Source organism: Clostridium polyendosporum (genome assembly GCF_018332455.1).
Taxonomy (GTDB): domain Bacteria; phylum Bacillota; class Clostridia; order Clostridiales; family Clostridiaceae; genus Clostridium_AY; species Clostridium_AY polyendosporum.
Genome location: NZ_BOPZ01000017.1, coordinates 69,518 through 86,987 on the forward strand (window position 1 = coordinate 69,518; position 17,470 = coordinate 86,987).

15 protein-coding genes and 1 pseudogene are annotated in these 17,470 nt (G+C 31.0%); 5 read left to right on the forward strand and 11 right to left on the reverse strand.

All coding sequences use genetic code 11. From position 1 onward, the window contains the following. Nucleotides 1–26: 26 nt before the first annotated feature. The 9 genes from CPJCM30710_RS10640 to CPJCM30710_RS10680 all read right to left on the reverse strand — a co-directional run bounded on the left by CPJCM30710_RS10640 (nucleotide 27) and on the right by CPJCM30710_RS10680 (nucleotide 11,687). Nucleotides 27–818 carry a GTP pyrophosphokinase gene (locus CPJCM30710_RS10640; RefSeq protein ID WP_212904153.1) on the reverse strand — a complete coding sequence of 264 codons (792 nt, stop codon included), beginning with the start codon at nucleotides 816–818 and terminating at the stop codon, nucleotides 27–29. Nucleotides 819–1,037: 219 nt separating this feature from the next. Then, a complete protein-coding gene (locus CPJCM30710_RS10645; protein ID WP_212904154.1) occupies nucleotides 1,038–3,542 on the reverse strand; it encodes a DsrE/DsrF/DrsH-like family protein in 2,505 nt (834 codons plus the stop codon). Nucleotides 3,543–3,672: 130 nt separating this feature from the next. Beyond that, on the reverse strand, nucleotides 3,673–3,957 hold the full coding sequence (locus CPJCM30710_RS10650; protein ID WP_212904155.1) for an ArsR/SmtB family transcription factor: 285 nt from the start codon (nucleotides 3,955–3,957) through the stop codon (nucleotides 3,673–3,675). Nucleotides 3,958–4,384: 427 nt separating this feature from the next. Then, nucleotides 4,385–5,071, reverse strand: coding sequence for a metallophosphoesterase (locus CPJCM30710_RS10655; protein WP_212904156.1), 687 nt, complete (start codon nucleotides 5,069–5,071; stop codon nucleotides 4,385–4,387). Nucleotides 5,072–5,113: 42 nt separating this feature from the next. After that, the gene (gene tyrS, locus CPJCM30710_RS10660; RefSeq protein WP_212904157.1) at nucleotides 5,114–6,334 is read right to left on the reverse strand and encodes a tyrosine--tRNA ligase; all 1,221 of its coding nucleotides are present in this window, start codon (nucleotides 6,332–6,334) and stop codon (nucleotides 5,114–5,116) included. A 639-nt stretch (nucleotides 6,335–6,973) separates the two neighbouring features. Beyond that, nucleotides 6,974–7,381 (reverse strand): hypothetical protein, encoded by a 408-nt coding sequence (locus CPJCM30710_RS10665; RefSeq protein WP_212904158.1) that lies wholly within the window; start codon nucleotides 7,379–7,381, stop codon nucleotides 6,974–6,976. Nucleotides 7,382–7,628: 247 nt separating this feature from the next. Beyond that, a complete protein-coding gene (locus tag CPJCM30710_RS10670; RefSeq protein WP_212904159.1) occupies nucleotides 7,629–8,795 on the reverse strand; it encodes an AlbA family DNA-binding domain-containing protein in 1,167 nt (388 codons plus the stop codon). 371 nt (nucleotides 8,796–9,166) lie between these two features. Then, nucleotides 9,167–10,291 (reverse strand): Ger(x)C family spore germination protein, encoded by a 1,125-nt coding sequence (locus tag CPJCM30710_RS10675; protein ID WP_212904160.1) that lies wholly within the window; start codon nucleotides 10,289–10,291, stop codon nucleotides 9,167–9,169. Continuing rightward, complete coding sequence (locus CPJCM30710_RS10680; protein ID WP_212904161.1) at nucleotides 10,275–11,687, reverse strand: spore germination protein; 1,413 nt, start codon at nucleotides 11,685–11,687, stop codon at nucleotides 10,275–10,277. Before CPJCM30710_RS10680 ends, CPJCM30710_RS10675 begins: the two co-directional genes overlap by 17 nt. A 98-nt stretch (nucleotides 11,688–11,785) precedes the next feature. Here CPJCM30710_RS10680 and CPJCM30710_RS10685 point away from each other — a divergent pair, with 98 nt between their 5' ends. Together CPJCM30710_RS10685 and CPJCM30710_RS10690 are read left to right on the forward strand one after the other, a co-directional pair. Next, a complete protein-coding gene (locus tag CPJCM30710_RS10685; protein WP_212904162.1) occupies nucleotides 11,786–12,871 on the forward strand; it encodes a GerAB/ArcD/ProY family transporter in 1,086 nt (361 codons plus the stop codon). A 315-nt stretch (nucleotides 12,872–13,186) separates the two neighbouring features. After that, on the forward strand, nucleotides 13,187–13,351 hold the full coding sequence (locus CPJCM30710_RS10690) for a zinc-ribbon domain-containing protein (RefSeq protein ID WP_212904163.1): 165 nt from the start codon (nucleotides 13,187–13,189) through the stop codon (nucleotides 13,349–13,351). Between the two features lie 107 nt (nucleotides 13,352–13,458). On the opposite strand, the gene CPJCM30710_RS10695 is transcribed toward CPJCM30710_RS10690, so the two are convergent. Then, entirely contained in the window at nucleotides 13,459–14,007 is a 549-nt protein-coding gene (locus CPJCM30710_RS10695) for an ECF transporter S component (protein WP_212904164.1), read from the reverse strand. Nucleotides 14,008–14,316: 309 nt separating this feature from the next. Between CPJCM30710_RS10695 and CPJCM30710_RS10700 the strand changes: the two genes are divergently transcribed. The 3 genes from CPJCM30710_RS10700 to CPJCM30710_RS10710 all read left to right on the forward strand — a co-directional run bounded on the left by CPJCM30710_RS10700 (nucleotide 14,317) and on the right by CPJCM30710_RS10710 (nucleotide 16,945). Beyond that, complete coding sequence (locus CPJCM30710_RS10700) at nucleotides 14,317–14,466, forward strand: lmo0937 family membrane protein (RefSeq protein WP_212904165.1); 150 nt, start codon at nucleotides 14,317–14,319, stop codon at nucleotides 14,464–14,466. 162 nt (nucleotides 14,467–14,628) lie between these two features. Beyond that, nucleotides 14,629–15,627 (forward strand): tryptophan--tRNA ligase, encoded by a 999-nt coding sequence (gene trpS, locus CPJCM30710_RS10705; RefSeq protein WP_212904166.1) that lies wholly within the window; start codon nucleotides 14,629–14,631, stop codon nucleotides 15,625–15,627. A 274-nt stretch (nucleotides 15,628–15,901) separates the two neighbouring features. Continuing rightward, nucleotides 15,902–16,945 (forward strand): LCP family protein, encoded by a 1,044-nt coding sequence (locus CPJCM30710_RS10710; RefSeq protein WP_212904167.1) that lies wholly within the window; start codon nucleotides 15,902–15,904, stop codon nucleotides 16,943–16,945. Between the two features lie 334 nt (nucleotides 16,946–17,279). On the opposite strand, the pseudogene CPJCM30710_RS18245 reads toward CPJCM30710_RS10710, so the two are convergent. After that, nucleotides 17,280–17,470 (reverse strand): annotated as a pseudogene (locus CPJCM30710_RS18245) (transposase); the annotation flags it as partial.

Here is a 17,470-nt window from a genome sequence, read left to right on the forward strand (position 1 = left end):
CAAGCTGCTTTCTATAATTTAAAATACTAGTCCTTATATTTATCTATTTCCTTCCTTGTCAAAGAAAGTAAATTATTAAATTCCCAGATGTCGCCCTCTTCTATAAGCTTATTTAACAACATATGATATCTTGATGCTTCTACTGTTTTTCCAAGGGAAATAAGAGTCAAGATATTATTAGTTATGTTTGAAATAACCTCAGACTTAACTTCAAAGAGCTTTTGAGCATCCTTAATCTCATCTTTTATTTCTAACATCTCCTCATCGAGATTGAACGCTGCATCTGCTGCATTTTTAAGTTTCTCCTTTATTTCTCTAGGTATCTGATGCTTATACTTATAATTTAAGGAATGTTCCGTAGTCGCCCAGAAGTTCATTGCCAGAGTTCTTATTTGAAATTCTGCTAAAATCTCCTTTTGCCCTTCAGCCATATTAACAGGATATTTTATTATTATATGATAACTTCTATAACCACTTGGTTTTACATGAGTTACGTAGTCCTTCTCATATAAAATTTGCATATCCCTGCGCTGTCTTAAAAGTTCTGCAACCTTTTGTATATCATCAACGAATTGGCACATTATCCTTAGTCCAGCAATATCCTCCATCTCATATTGTAATCTATCAAGAGGAATATTAAACTTATTTGCCTTCTCTAAAATACTTGATACCTCTTTAACTCTTCCTGTTACAAACTCTACTGGAGAATATTCATTTTTTCTTCTATATTCTTTTCTTATACTTTTTAATTTGACCTTTAGTTCTTCAACAGCCTGTTCATAAGGCGTTAAGAATTGTTTCCAGTTTTTTATAGCCATAATATCACCTTTTTAAAAAATAACTCCCAGATAATTATACCAAAAACTTTTAAGTAAAGACATTTTAATATTATTAAAAGTACAATTTATAATGAAAATTTACAAAAAATATTTATCCATACTTAATATTTACTGTTTTTAATAAGAAAAGTCACAAATATATTATAATAAACAATTAAATATTATAAAGCAAAAAACGCAGCTTAATGCTGCGTTCTTTTAGATAAATAGATTTACATTTGCATCCTCTGCTTCACCAAGATAATAACCTACTCCACCATAGTTTACTCCATCAATTAATTCTTCCTTTTTAATTCCCATAACATCCATTGACATTGTGCAAGCAACTATGTTTACACCATTGTCTATAGCTGCCTTTATTAAATCCTCTAGAGATTGTATATTCTTATTCTCCATCACGGCTCTGATCATCTTAGCACCCATACCAGCCATGTTCATCTTTGAAAGTGATAACTTCTTACTTCCTCTTGGCATCATACATCCAAAGGCCTTTTCTACAATATTCTTCTTAACAGGCACTTTTTCTTCCTTTCTGAGTATATTAAGTCCCCAGAAAGTAAAGAACATTGTAACCTTTTTGCCCATAGAAGCTGCTCCATTTGCAATTATGAAAGATGCTATAGCCTTATCTAGATCTCCAGAGAATACAATAATGGTCTTTCCGTCTTTATCTTCTTTTTCAACTACATCTGCGGCTTCTGAATTGGTTGCTGCTGCTTCATTCTTTGTTTCCATTCCTTTTTTAATTGAAGCATGAATTATTCCACTGTCCTTCTTAAGATCTACTAATTCATTATTAGTTCTCTTTGCCCAAGCCTTTATATCTTCATAAAACCCTGGATCTGATGCTTTGACCTTTAAAATTTCTCCATCCTTTAACCCATCTATAGAAGTTTTAACTTTCATAAGAGGTCCTGGACAGCTAAGTCCACATGCGTCAAGTTCAACAGTTTTTCCTTCTGATTTTAAGGTTGACTCACTTCCCTTATTCATTTTATTTTCCTGCCTTCCACTATTATCATTATTATTATCATCATCATTACTTTCTACTTTTTCAGCTTCATAGTTTCCTTGAGAATAACTTTTGTATCCACCGGTTAGGTTTTTAACCTTAAAACCATTTTGTGAAAGTATTCTTGAAGCAATATATCCTCTTACTCCTACAGCACAGTAAGTAAAAATTTCCTTATTCTTATCAAGCTCATTCATTCTCTCCCTAAGCTCATTTACAGGAATATTTACTGCACCTTCTATTTCACCAGCTTCAACCTCAATATCATCTCTAACATCTAAAAGAATTGCCTTCTTTTTATCAAAATCCTTAAGACTATCTATTGAATATATCTCTGCTATTCCTCTAAGGTCATTTTGAGCTACAAAGCCAACCATATTTGCAGGTGATTTTGCTGAAAGAAATGGTGGTGCATAAGCAAGTTCAAGTTCTGTTAAGTCATCCACACTTCCTCCAAATTTAATCGCAGTAGCAATTACATCTATAAATTTATCAACACCTTCATATCCAACAGCCTGTGCTCCAAGTACCTTTCCATCTAAATCATAGATTAGTTTAATTGAAAGTTGCTTAGCTCCTGGATAGTAGCTAGCATGTGACATTGGATGAATATAGGCAGTCTTATATTCCTTACCCATCTTTTGTAATGTCCTTTCATTATTGCCTGTAGCTGCAGCTGCCATTGAGAATACTTTTAGTATTGAAGTTCCCATAGTTCCTTTATATTCTGCATCTAATCCGCAGATGTTATCTGCTGCAATTCTTCCTTGTCTATTAGCTGGTCCTGCAAGTGGAATAAATGCATCTGATTTATTAACATAGTCCTTAACCATAATAGCATCACCAATAGCATATACACCTTCTGCATTGGTTCTCATATGATCATCTACAATAATATGACCTCTTGCTCCAAGCTTAATTCCTGAATACTTTATAAAAGAAGTATCTGGTGTTACTCCTATGGCTAAGATAACCATATCAGCCTCGATTTTATCTCCATTTTTTAGTTCTACTTCTATTCCATCTTCTTTATCATGGAATTCCTTAACTCCATTATTTAATATCAATGAAACACCATTATCGTTTAGTTCCTTTTCAGCTATAGCTGCCATTTCATAATCCAAAGGTGATAAAATATGTGGTGCTGCTTCAACTAAAGTAACATCAACTTTTCTTTCTATTAAGTTTTCTGCCATTTCAATGCCTATAAATCCGCCACCTATAACTACAGCTTTTTTAACTTCTTTTGAATCAACCATAGCCTTAATTTTATCTGTATCAGGTACATTTCTTAAAGTGTATATCCTTTCACTATCTACTCCAGGAATACTAGGTGTTATTGGTTTTGCACCTGGAGAAAGTACTAGATAATCATAACTTTCTTCATATTCACCCTTATCCTCTGAAATTACTGTAACCTTTTTACTAGCACTATCAATAGATATAACCTCACTAGTAACTCTTATATCTAAATTAAATCTTGCATTCATAGATTCAGGAGTCTGTACAAGAAGATTTTCTCTATCTTTAATACTTCCTCCTATATGATACGGAAGACCACAGTTCGCAAAAGAAATGTACTTTCCTCTTTCAAACATTATTATTTCAGCAGTTTCATCTAATCTTCTAAGTCTGGCTGCAGTAGAAGCTCCACCTGCTACACCACCAACTATTAATATTTTCTTACTCATAACCTTAACCTCCAAAGTGTTATTTTGATATTACACATATATAAAATCTATTATAGATACACAACTTCACAACTAGATTTTTTAAGGAGTGAAGTTGTATATCTTTAGTAGGATCAATGCCTACTAAACTCTATTTAAGTTCTAAAAGCGTTTTCACCACTTGAGCAACCTTCTCATTACAAACCCTGTAAGTTATTTCAAGACCACATCTTTCCCCTTGAATTATGCCTGCTGCTCTTAACTTTTGTAGGTGCTGAGAAACAGTAGACTGAGGCATACCCAAGCAGTTCTGCATGTGTGTTACATTACATCCACCACTTTCTAAAAGCCCCCTTACAATACATAACCTAACAGGATGAGCTAAAATTTTTAGTATCTCTGATATATCCTCAAGTTCTTTATAGTTCATATCCATAATATACCCACCTCAACATCTAATAATTTAATTAATATATCATCTATAAAAACCATTTATACTTACTACTATTTTTTCTAAAAAATATATTTCTTACTACAAATATTAAATAAAATTGAATAAATATCAAACTTATTCAATTTTAGTGAAATTTCACTTTTTGAAATGACAGCAAACAAAAAATATAACTAAACCATTAAATCATACGTCTTCCTATACAAATAGAAAGTGCTCTTTTATTTGACTTTGTTAAAAATTAAATTAATTTATTTGCAGTATGACTTTATGTAAATGCATTTAAGATAGATAAGTTTTTGTCAATCTCTATATTTGTATATTAAGATATATGAATATAGTTGTCAATATGTTACTGATTTTTAAAGACAAAAATCGAGTGGTAATAAGTACCACTCGATCAAAACATTCATTATAAAATTCTTACTGGGTCAAAATTTATAAAATCACAGGAAGTCATTATATATTCTACACCTTCCCATTGATGATTTAATACTCTGCCTAAGGAATGACCATGAAGATGACCATAAACCACCTTATTTACTTCATATTCCTCAAAAATATCAGTGAAGGCTGACTTCTCAAACTTTTCATTAGTAGGTGGATAATGAATCATACAAATTACCTTATCATATCCTGCTTTTTTTGCTTTATCTAAAGAAAGTTTAAGTCTAATCTGCTCTCTAGAGTAAATTTTATCGTCATGAGAAGTAAATTTATCTCCGCCAGGACACGTCCATCCTCTTGTTCCACATATAGCCCAATCTTCGTAAGTAAAAAAATTGTTTTGAATAAAATGCATATCATCATACATTGAATTTAACTTTGATATACTTCCCCACCAATAATCGTGGTTTCCCTTTACAATTATCTTTCTTCCAGGAAGAGCATGAATCCAATCTAAATCCTCTTTACTTTCATCAGTCTTCATTGACCAAGAGATATCACCTGCAATTAAAACGGTATCCTCTTGTTTTACTTTGTTTAACCAATTTTCCTTAACCTTTTCATCATGCTTATACCAATGCTCTCCAAATATATCCATAGGTTTATCAACATTTAAAGCAAGATGAAGATCTGAAATAGCATACAGTGCCATACAAATTCACCTTTCGTCCATAGTTTATCATAGACAGTGATTCTACTCTAAAACTATCTTATTGTAATTCTTCTTTCCTCTCTTTACAAGCACCGCTCCATCCTTAAAATCTTCTTCAATAATAGTTCTTCTAAAGTCAGTAACTTTTTCACCATTAATTGAAAGACCACCTTGTTGTATAAGTCTCTTACCTTCTGCCTTTGAAGGAACTATACCTGTTTCAGCAAGCACGTCAAGTAAAGCCGTTCCTAATTTATCACTACCTATAGAAGCTGTTGGAACATTTGTCATATCTGATCCTGCACCAAATAACGCTTCAGCTGCTGACTGTGCCTTCAACGCTTCTTCTTCACTATGGACAAGCTTTGTAACCTCAAAAGCAAGAACCTTTTTAGCTTCATTTATTGCCGCGCCTTCAAGGCTTCCTAGTTTTCTAACTTCCTCCATTGGAAGGAATGTTAGAAGTGCAAGACACTTTTCAACGTCAGCGTCATTAACATTTCTCCAATATTGATAGAAATCAAATGGGGATGTCTTTTCTGGGTCAAGCCATAAAGCTCCATTTTCAGTCTTACCCATCTTCTTTCCTTCACTGTTAGTTAATAGAGTGCATGTCATTGCAAATGATTCACCTTGGGACTTTCTTCTTATAAGTTCTACCCCAGCGATCATATTTGACCACTGATCATCTCCACCAAGCTGCATCTTACATCCATATTTTCTGTTTAACTCATAAAAATCATAACCTTGCATAAGCATATAATTAAACTCTAAGAAGGAAAGTCCCTTTTCAAGTCTTTGCTTAAAGCACTCAGCAGTAAGCATTCTGTTTACTGAGAAATGCATTCCTACTTCTCTTAAGAATTCAACATAGTTAAGTTCTAATAACCAGTTAGCATTATTCTCTAAAATAGCCTTACCATCAGTAAAGTCTATAAACTTTTCCATTTGCTTCTTTATACAAGCTACATTATGTTCAATCTGCTCTTTTGTAAGCATCTTTCTCATATCAGTTTTTCCACTTGGGTCACCAATCATAGCTGTTCCGCCACCTAAAAGCGCTATTGGCCTATGACCTGCCTTTTGCATGTGGGCCATGAACATCATTGCTATAAAGTGTCCTACATGTAAACTGTCTGCTGTTGGATCAAAGCCTATATAAAAAGTTATCTTTTCCTTTTCAAGTAACTCTCTTGTTTCTTGCTCATGGGTGAACTGTTTTATGTATCCACGATCCATTAACTCGTCAAGTACATTGATCATTTGCTTATCCCTCCAAAATTAAATTATATGTTAACTTTTGCTTAAAGAAATACAAATTCATAACTAATTAACATTTTGAAAAAAGCATTGAAGGATGGACTATTTTTCAAAATTCATGTAAGAATTGAACTTGTATATCTTTAGATACACTAATTCATTACAAACTAAACTTGTGCATCTTAGCCAATTTCACATAAATATAGTATATAAGTAATTTTTTCAATTATCAACCTTATATATATTGTTAACCTTAATCATAAAGTACATGCTAAGTAGATCTAAATAGATTACTATTATTATTGAAATTTTAAAGATAAAATTGAAAAATAAAAATGATATTTCACTTAGTTAAATGATATCAAATAAATTTGACCAAGCATGGGACTTGCTCATCTTTAATAAAATTTCACTTAATGAAATAAAAGCAATAAAAGGAATCCAGCTATTGCCGAATTCCCCCATAAACTTATACTATTTTATGCAACTTAATTAAGCTTACTCTTCATTGCAATATACTTTTAGTATTATAGATAAACAACTTCATAACTCAATTGATTAAAGATTTAGGCTGTTTATCTTTAGTACTTTCTATAACCAATATATATCAAATTTAAATTACTTTCAAATCAAATATTAAAACTACGCTGTATATTTTTTAATAAGGTCTGGCATCTCATTGTCATCGTTTACGTTAATGTATACGTTAATACCAAATCGATCTACAATATCATCTAGCTTAAAAAACAAACGGGCTACTTCCTCCGCATTTCCATCCACAATATTAGAAAGTCCATCAATATAAATATTTTCTATGTCATAATCTTCAGAAATTATACCACACAAAAAACCATATAGTCCTTCATAATCTCTTAATAAAAAGTCTTGTGTAGAAATAAATCTGATTTTCTTATCCAACTGAAGCATTGGCCTGTTGTCATCATCAATGTATACAGAATTACCCTTCTCAGTCAACACATTAGTATTTGCAAGATTTATTAAGTTCTTAGTCTTTCCTGAACCTCTCTTATTACAGAATACTTGAATCATGAGAATCACCCCTTATATTTATTTAATTGAGAATACTGATAATTAAATTATACAATTTTGTCAATACTTTTATAACCACTTTATTCCACAAATTGTAAAAATAATTTTTTATTAAATTTTACTTATCATTAAAGTATGCACTTAATAAAGTCGAGCCGTACAAATCGAAACGACCTTATTATCTTAGGTAAACTTTCCTCATTGAAAATATTAACCAACAAGTCCACACTTCTAAAGAGGGGATAATTTACTGTCCTTCATCTAAAAATCTACTTACTCCGGGAAAAATAACCTTAAAAGCATCTTCCGCTCTTGAGTTGACAAATAAAACTTTTCCCTTATGTTTAAAAGCCTTTTTCATTTTATAAAAACCACCGCTGCTCTTCAAAAACCTCTTTTTATCATCTAAGGTTACAACTTTTTCATATAACCACATATTTCTTCTACCATATCCAAAGTTCTCTCGCCCTTTTCTATTACTCTTAATTAACTGTCCTGGACTGATTATAGATATACTATTATTAGTTATAAAGATCTCTATAACTTTAGTAAAATCAGAATAATCTCTATAAAGCACAGCATTCTTAACTGCCTCCATTACTGCTTCTACAGGATACACACTTGGCAAAAGATTCTTTAAAAAAGTTTCAGCTTCATCAATCATCTTTAAAACATTACCTTGAATTATTTTTATTTCATTCATACCATTTTTAAATTTATTAGTTATTCTTATCATGTTATGAGGAATATATACACTATTTATATCAGAAAATACCAACAGGCCGCCCAAAGTACATTTCATATTTCCTGTTTCTTTCTCCACAAAAGCAATAGAACTAGTTTCAAGAAGAAAATTTTTATTCTCTTCAGTAAGAGTTACTCCCTTTGAGTCAAAATATCTTTTTACAAGTTCTATATTTAAAGCACTAATATGACTCCTCATTATCCCGCATGCTTCAATACTTAAACTAAGATTTTCTTCAAAAGATGCTACAAGCTCCTGCTTTCTCATAATATCTGTAGTTGAACCTCTTCTAATATAGAAAGCACCATTTTCTCTTATCTGATAAGGTTTCTGCTGACCATCATATATAGTTATAGATGCAATATCCTTTCCATCTATATCAAACCAATCTACAGATATGGGAATTGGAGGATCACATCTTGATGATATAATCTGTTGTATTTGCTCTTCTGTAAACTTATTTATACTATCAATACCTACGAATTCCTTACTTTTATCCTCTACTCCTACTAAAATGTATCCTCTTCCCCCTTTTGAGTTAGCTATTGCACATATGTCCTTTGCAAGCTCCTTTTTTCCTGTTTCATAATAAAGCTCCAGCTTTTGCTTAAAATCCAGCTTAGTACCTTCTTCTCTTTTTAGCAAAATCATAAGCTTTTTTCTATCCATTCTTCCTCTTTTCCCTTCTGATACTAATAAAGATAAGAAATACACTTGAGTCATTACTAAAAACATAGTATCTTTAGTATATTCTATTCAGAAATATACCAAACTTACCTTAAAGTTACATAAAATATGAAATTTTTAATATTATTTTCACTCATCATCACAATTTAAGTCTAAGATTTAAAACTATATGATACTTAAATTTTATATTATTAAAACAAGCACCTTAATAGGCTATTTATAAAAGTGTAGCACATATTTTAATGTAAAGTCTAAATTTTAAGTTATTTACCTTAAAATTTGAGGTAAATAAATAACAGCCCAAAAATTGGACTGTTATTAAACAAAAGCTATTATCTTCTTTAACTCTACTTCTAATAAGTATCTTTATTAGTAGATGGTCCCTCTATATCCACATTCACATTTACCACTAGATCTGTAATTGCTAATGGATCACCTTTAACTACAGTATTAGGATATTTAATCTCAAGCATTCTTCCTATTTGGAATACATCTAACTCTTTAGACTTATACTGTTCAAAAACCATTCCTAGGTATTTCTTAATATTTTCTTCTTCATTTTTCTTTAAGAACTTAAGCACTTCTTCATTTACTAAAAATCTCTTTTGTGCTTCTGCAATATTACATCTAACAAATAAATCTTTATGTAACTTAATTCTTTCACCATCATACTTTAAATCAGTTTTAGTTTTACTTCTTACTATTTCAAGAGTGATAAATGAATCAGAGTTTTGAGGGTTATTTATCTCAAGAGTTCCACTTCTTACTTTATCATTAAGAAAATTATAACTTTGTGCTTCATCTACATCAATTTTTGCTGCTAATTTATCATTACTAAGAACAGCTCCTCCTCTTAACTCAACCCTTTTATCTTTTACGTCTTTTACCATTTCTAAAGCACCTATCACTATAACATTAGCACCACTAGTTCTAAGGGTTAAGTAGTCATTAAGACTAGTATCTATAGTTCTTGGTGTAGTATTAGTTTTTGCAACTAAATCACTTATATATACACCTAAGTACTCTTCATCACCTTCTACTGTTTTTAAGAGATTTTCAACATCACCAAAGTATACAAATACATCAGGTCTCTTAATAACAGAGTTCTCTCGATCTAAGAAGTCTATATATCTTTCAACACCGTCTCTTGCAGCCTTTTCAGAAAAAATATAAGCTCTACATTGAGTCAAACTTATTCTTGAACTTGATGATAAATTAGCATTTCTAATAGCCTCAAAAACAGTCTTGCCTTTACCTTTATATATAATCCTTCTACCTTTCTCAGAGCTTTCATTAGCACTTCTATAAGGCTTTGCGCAGTCTAAATATATTACGGTATCTCCACCTTCACCACTATCAAAAATTATTGAAGTTGCAAAAGCAAGTCTATTAATATCCTCATAACTAAAACAACCTGAAAAAACTGTTAAACTTATAATCATTAAAATTAATGAAAAAAATCTATTTATTTTCTTCATTCAAATCATCCTCATTAATTATTTTATCTGAAATGTTATCTAAATTCCCTCTTAATACAATATCCTTAAAGCTGTAATTCTTCTTTGTACCCAACGGGAAAAGATAATTATAATCACAACTCTTAAGACCAGAAAGATGTGTAAGAAATACTAAACATCCTATAAAAAAGCCTGGTAACCCATAAAATGAAGCAAACAATACTATTATTACAGACCAAATGGCCACTGCTCCATAAACCTTAGGAACAAGAAAATAGGAAACTGTGCTTACTGCTATAACTAAAATTGTTACTCTTGATGTAATTCCTGCACCTGCTGCTGCATCTCCTAAAATCAAAGCAGCTACTATACTCATTGCTGTACCAATAGGCTGAGGTAACCTCAGTCCTGCTTCTTTTACAATTTGGAAAAAAATCATCATAATTATAACCTCTACAGAGGCTGGAAATGGCACACCTGCTCTAGCAACAGCGAGCCTATACACAAATAAAGATGGAATTAACTGAAAGTGATACGTTGTTACAGCAACATATATACCAGGCAGAAAAGTTGCTAAGAAAAAAGCAACCCATCTCAACATTCTCGTAAAATTTGTAAAATACTTATTTAAGTAATAATCATCTGGTGCATGAAAATTTTCCAAGAAGAAATATGGGGCTGTAATAGCAAAGGGAGTTCCATCAACTAATATTGCGATTCTTCCTTCCATCATTTTAGCTACTACTTCATCTGGTTTTTCAGTATAACCTATGGTATCAAAAAGAGTTTTTTTAGCTTTTAATTTATCTTCTACATAGTTTGTATCTAATATAAACTCATAATTCAGATTTTTTACCGTATCTCTTATACTATCAACAAGATTTTGCGGTGCTATACCTTTTATGTAACCTAAACAAACTACAGTATTAGATTTTTTTCCTGCAAAAATCGGTTCAAATTTTAGATCCGGATTTTTAACTCTCCTTCTTATAAGTGCTATATTATCCACGAAAGTTTCTGTAAATCCTTCTCTTGGCCCCTTAATAACGGCTTCTGTAATAGGTGTTGCTACACCTCTTCTAACAAATCCTTTAGCTTCGCAGAATATTATTTTGTCACTCTCTTCAAAAATGATTATCACATCACCTGAAAGAATATGCAGCACTGCATCATCAGCATTTTTAGCAAAACCTACTATATTTATATCTAATATATTATTTGCAACTTCCTCGACAGACTTTATGCAGTCCCGGGCTCTTCTTAACGGAGCTACAATATATTCACTTACAAATACAGTACCTATAAGATTATCAATAAATATAAGTGTTGCCTTTCCTAATGCAGTGTCCACTTCTCTCTTTTTAACATCAAAACTATCCTTTAGCTTTTCTGAAATATAATCTAATATAGTTTTCATAATCATCACCTAAAAATATTATCTTCACAAAGGATGTTTAATATTCATTTTTTTGAGAATAATAAATCTTGATATATAACTTAAAATGAGGTGGGATTTTGGAAAAACTAACTTCAAAGCATTTATCACTTTTAGTATTTGTAGTATCTGTGGTTTCCTTGAGAACCTACCCTTCTCTATTTGTGCGTCAAGGGGGAAGGGATACTTGGATTTTTACAATTGTAGCATCTGTACTTTTCTTCATATACGTTTTATACCTAATTAACGTATGCGAAAAAACTAGCACCTTAGATTTTAATAAAATAGTGATAACTTCTCTAGGAAAAGCTTATGGAAATCTTTATTTAGGAATTTTTGTAGTAACCTTATTATTAACAGCCATAAGAAGTGCTGCAGTAGAAGCAAATGCTATACACGTTAGCCTTTTTGTAGAGACTCCAATATGGTTTGCTCTATTATTTTTTATACCTGCAGCTGGATATGCTGCAAGCAAAGATTTTGATTCTCTTATTGTTATAACAATTGTATCTACAACATTTGTACTTTTAAGTGGAGTAATTCTATCTCTGCTTCTTATCAAAACTAAGCGTATTAACTATTTGCTTCCAATACTTAGAGATGTTCTTGATGTAAAATATATATATTCTACTATTGAACAATTAGGAGCCTACAGCTCTTTTGCGATTGTACTACCTCTACTAGCACAAGTACAACATAAAGAAAAACTTAAAAGACATATCCTTATAGCAGTTATACTCGCAATAATAGTTGCAGTTTCTACTATGATAGGTGGAATATCAACCTTTGGTCACATGAGATTTAAAAACATACTGTACCCAAGATTTATTCAGTCTCAACAAATGCCTTATAAGGGATTTATTGAAAACGGTCAACTGTTTGCAATATTCAACTTAGTCAATACTTGGTTTTTAAAGTATTTGATCTCAATTTATTGTGCACTGTTAGTTTTTAAGGATAGATTAAGAGGTATAAATAAATCATTAATCATAGCCATACTGTCAGTGGTAATATATATAGGAGCTTATTTTGCAGCCAAAAATACCTTTGTATTATTTAGGCTATTACGAATATATCATTATATTTCTTTAGTCGTTTTCTTCATTGTTCCTATAATAATTTTTACAATTTATAGATTAAAAACTTCTTTAAATAAATGTAAATAAAGCTCAGTGGGCATCGAACCTATTAAAATTGAGTTAAATTTCACTTTGTAAAGTGGTAGCAAATAAAGTAAAATATACTTCGAGTCTATTAAATTTTAGTTATATCTTTCATTCAAATTATGGATATAAAAAACAAGTAATCCTTATCAACAAGTTTTTAAATTTTTATTGAAAATTTTAAGATTTATGCTATAATTTACTTGTAGGAAATATCAGCGGATAATTTTCTTGTAATTTAACTTCCTTTAAAATTCCAGGAAGAGCCAAATTATCAAGTAAAATTACCCCCATGAATTTTAAAGGAGGTCCATTAAGATGGAAGATAAGAAAATCGTTTGTAAAGATTGCGGTAAGGAATTTGTTTTCACAGTTGGAGAACAAGAATTCTACAAAGAAAAAGGATTCGAAAATGATCCTGTAAGATGCCCTGAGTGCAGAAAAGCAAGAAAAGCTCAAAAGATGAATAGAGACAGAAGATAGTTCTTCTTTAAATATTTGAGTATATACCCTAGCTCTTTAGCTAGGGTTTTTTTAATTTTAATAATATTCTTAATTGTAAAATGTAAAGAGGTTGGCACTGCCCCCCTCTAAATTACACTTTTCTTTGCTTTAAGAACTACAGCACTTAACGGAAGTGCTATTATAATTCCTGTAGTAACTTGAATTATGTTTCCAACGATGTCCTTTGCAGCTATAGCTAGTCCCCCAATGAAACTTCCAGTAAGACCATCCGCTGACAAACCAGCTGCAATTATAGCACCAGCTAAGAAATAACCTACAACCATAAACACTCCTGCTGTTATAAAGCTTAGTATATATACAGAAGCTGTTCTTTTTTTATATTTTTCAAGTATTGCACCAGTTATATATGCCATTACAGCTTTTATAACAAAAGTAAATGGTGCCCAAATATAATAAGCTCCTGCAATGTCAACTAAAGCCATACCAATTCCTGCTGCTATTGCACCCCTCTTTTTTCCAAGTAATACAGCTGAAATAAACACCATACAATCACCGATATGTACAAAACCACCTACAGTAGGTATCTTTATAATGTTTCCAGCTAAAAATACCATTGCAATCATTAATGCTGTTAATATAAGATTAATTAATCCATCATTAGTCCTTTTGTTCATAAACTAATCCCCCTTATTCATAATTTCTTCACATTTTATAATAAATCCTTCTATAATTTTTGACAAATGTACCGATACAATCTAACAAAAAATTATTTACATATAAATATTTATTAATACTATAGATAGACAACTTACCAACTAAATACTTAGGAATTAAGTTTTGAAGTCTTTTATTTTTCGGTTATAAAAAATAGAATTATTTAAGGATATTTCATACATAATAATAGTGATGAATACTCCTTATGTACTTCCTTTAAAGAAGTGCAGATGTTATTCACCCCATTAAAATTTTACGGAGGTGATATAGTGGGATTTTTGAGATGGATAGCAGGTATAATTGTATTCTTTTGGCTAATAGGATTAATCTTCAGCATCGGTGGCTATTTCATAAACATACTTCTTGTAGTAGCAGCTATAGTCTTCTTGATAGATATTTTTTCACGAAAAGCCCGATAGATATCTTTTATTAAACATATATATATAAGTGCATATTTTTATATATCATATTACTCAGTCCAGTTGACATTTTAAGTAAATAGTCATATGATATAATTAAGTATTATGCCCTATGGATTATTCCATGGGGATTTTTCGCTTTAATAAAGGAGTGACTATTTAATGGAAGATAAAAAGAAAGTTATATTTAGTGGTATTCAACCGTCAGGAGACTTAACACTTGGAAATTATTTAGGAGCTATAAAAAACTGGATTAAGCTTCAAGATCAATATGATTGTTTCTTCTGCGTAGTAGATTTACACGCAATTACTGTAAAACAGGTTCCTGCTGATTTAAGAAGAAGAACTCTTGAAGTACTTGCAATATATATTGCATCAGGTATTGATTGTGACAAAAATACTTTATTTATACAATCTCACGTTCCAGCTCATAGTGAAGCATCTTGGCTTTTAACTTGCTCAACTTATATGGGAGAGCTAAGCAGAATGACTCAATTCAAGGATAAATCACAAAAAATGGGTGATTCCATAAGCGCAGGTCTTCTCAACTATCCTACGCTAATGGCAGCAGATATTTTATTATACAATACAAATCTTGTACCAGTAGGAAAGGATCAAAAACAGCATCTTGAGCTTGCAAGAGACTTAGCACAAAGATTTAATAACGCTTATAGTCCTACCTTTGTAGTGCCAGAACCTTATATTGCAGATACTGGTGCAAAGATAATGGATCTTCAGGAACCAACTAAAAAAATGTCAAAATCCAGTGATAATCCTAATAGCTTTATTTTAATAATGGATTCACCTGAAGTAATAAGAAAAAAAATAAGCAGAGCAGTAACAGATAGCATTGGTGTAGTAAACTATACTAATGACCAACCTGGAGTAAAAAATCTTATAGACATAATATGTGCAATTAAGGGCTGTGCTCCAGAAGATGTAGTAAAATCATATCAAGGCAAAGGATATGCTGACTTTAAGAAAGATGTAGCTGAAATTATTATAGAAGAATTAACACCAGTTCAAGCAAAAGTAAAAGAACTCTTAGGTAACAAGAATTACCTTGAAGATATATACAAAAAAGGTGCTGAAAAAGCAAGCTATGTTGCATTAAAGACATTAAGAAAAATGCAAAAGAAGATAGGATTAATTCCTAGATAAAATTAAACAGGAATCCAGCCTGTTCAATTTCAATCAATTTCACTTCATGGGATGACAGCATTAACACTAAAAGGACATCGAGTTCTTTCAATATTAGCCAGATTTCACTTTGTGAAGTGGCAAGATATAAGAAAATGAGGCTAAATTTAGCCTCATTTTTTACGTATTAACAAAAGTTGGGGAATTATAACTTTATTTAACATTAGTTATTTATTAACGAATGTTTTAGTAGTATAATTTTAATATTGAATTTTAATTTAGGGGGAGTGCTAACATGAAAGAAATACAAGAGCATTCTAATAAAAGTGAAAATAAGAACAAAAACAAAAAGGTTAAAATTGTTCTATTCTCCATCTCATGCATTATTTTATTCATTTTAGGATTTGGTGGGGTTTATGTATTTAATACATTAAACAAGGTTAATAGAACACAAATATCTACAAGTGATAACGACTTAGGTATCGACAGTTCTGTTGCTGAACGATTTAAAGATAAAGAAAATGACATCATAAATATAGCCTTCTTTGGAATTGATAAGAGAGAAGATGGTGAAAGGGGAAACTCTGACTCTACAATGATTCTTACCATTGATAAAATCACAAAAAAAATTAAGATGACCTCTATAATGAAAGACTCTTATGTAACCATAGACGGTCACGATAAAGACAAGCTAACTAATGCATTTGCATTAGGAGGACCACAACTTGCAATAAAAACACTAAATCAAAACTACGGATTAAATATAAAAGACTTTGTTGCTGTTAACTTCGGAGAATTAGCCAAGATTATAGATGAACTTGGTGGTATTGATATCAATATTAAATCATATGAAATAAAGGAGTTAAATAGTTATATCGATGATGTTAATTCAGTAACTAATCAATCTGCAGGTCATATTTCAAAACGAGGGCTTCATACACTCTCCGGAATACAAGCTGTTGCTTATTCTAGAATAAGGTATTCAGGAAATGGTGACATTGAAAGAACTGAAAGGCAGAGAACAGTTTTAAATGCTATTTTAGATAAGATAAAAAATGCAGGCATTACTAAATACCCATCAATGGTTAATTCCTTGCTTCCATACGTTGAAACAAGCTTAAGCTCTGTTAGCCTAACAAAAATCGGTACCGATGCCTTAAGTGCTGGAGTTACAACTATAACAGAAGAGAGATTCCCTACTACTGGATACTATAACGCAACTACCGCAAATGATGCATCCTATTTAATAAAGTTTGATGAAGATGTTACTAAAAGTCAAATACAAAACTATATATTTGAAGATATAAAACCAACTGCAAAAACTTCTAAATCTAATTAAAAATAATTAAGGGCCAAACTGGTTCTGCTGTTGCATTAATACAATAACAGCCTATTGACTCTTATAAAAAGGCAGTCATATGAATTGAAAATACAATTCACTAACTGCCTTTTTCTTATACATTACTTATTATGAATATTATTCCATTAAATTTATATAGACTAATTCCATATTAAACGAAAGCAAAATTTTCAATTTTGCGAGTACTAGCCTGTTTTAAAATATTCAATAAAATACTCATCATAAGCTTCAAGTAAATTAGAACGGATTATTCGAGTTAGCATAAGCATTGAGTACTTTACTTTAGTATTTCTAGCTTTACAGCTTAGATAAATTAACATATAAGTTATTAATGCTGAGAATATTTGAATTCTTATCGCATTTTCGTTGTATCCTATAAATTTCTTTATTCTAAGATTTTGTTTTATCCATTTAAAGAAAACTTCTATTTCCCAACGGTTCTTGTAGATTGCAATTATATCTTCTTTCGATAAATTGAAAATATTAGTTATAAATGTTACTGGC

Bases quoted from the DNA above. Each gene is read 5' to 3' on its own strand.
- CPJCM30710_RS10640 (WP_212904153.1), bottom strand. From the start codon at position 818: ATGGCTATAAAAAACTGGAAACAATTCTTAACGCCTTATGAACAGGCT.
- CPJCM30710_RS10690 (WP_212904163.1), top strand. From the start codon at position 13,187: ATGGAAGATAAGAAAATCGTTTGTAAAGATTGCGGTAAGGAATTTGTT.
- CPJCM30710_RS10645 (WP_212904154.1), bottom strand. From the start codon at position 3,542: ATGAGTAAGAAAATATTAATAGTTGGTGGTGTAGCAGGTGGAGCTTCT.
- CPJCM30710_RS10670 (WP_212904159.1), bottom strand. From the start codon at position 8,795: ATGGATAGAAAAAAGCTTATGATTTTGCTAAAAAGAGAAGAAGGTACT.
- tyrS (WP_212904157.1), bottom strand. From the start codon at position 6,334: ATGATCAATGTACTTGACGAGTTAATGGATCGTGGATACATAAAACAG.
- CPJCM30710_RS10710 (WP_212904167.1), top strand. From the start codon at position 15,902: ATGAAAGAAATACAAGAGCATTCTAATAAAAGTGAAAATAAGAACAAA.
- CPJCM30710_RS10675 (WP_212904160.1), bottom strand. From the start codon at position 10,291: ATGAAGAAAATAAATAGATTTTTTTCATTAATTTTAATGATTATAAGT.
- CPJCM30710_RS10680 (WP_212904161.1), bottom strand. From the start codon at position 11,687: ATGAAAACTATATTAGATTATATTTCAGAAAAGCTAAAGGATAGTTTT.
- CPJCM30710_RS10695 (WP_212904164.1), bottom strand. From the start codon at position 14,007: ATGAACAAAAGGACTAATGATGGATTAATTAATCTTATATTAACAGCA.
- CPJCM30710_RS10650 (WP_212904155.1), bottom strand. From the start codon at position 3,957: ATGGATATGAACTATAAAGAACTTGAGGATATATCAGAGATACTAAAA.
- trpS (WP_212904166.1), top strand. From the start codon at position 14,629: ATGGAAGATAAAAAGAAAGTTATATTTAGTGGTATTCAACCGTCAGGA.
- CPJCM30710_RS10665 (WP_212904158.1), bottom strand. From the start codon at position 7,381: ATGATTCAAGTATTCTGTAATAAGAGAGGTTCAGGAAAGACTAAGAAC.
- CPJCM30710_RS10655 (WP_212904156.1), bottom strand. From the start codon at position 5,071: ATGGCACTGTATGCTATTTCAGATCTTCATCTTGCTTTAAATGTTGAT.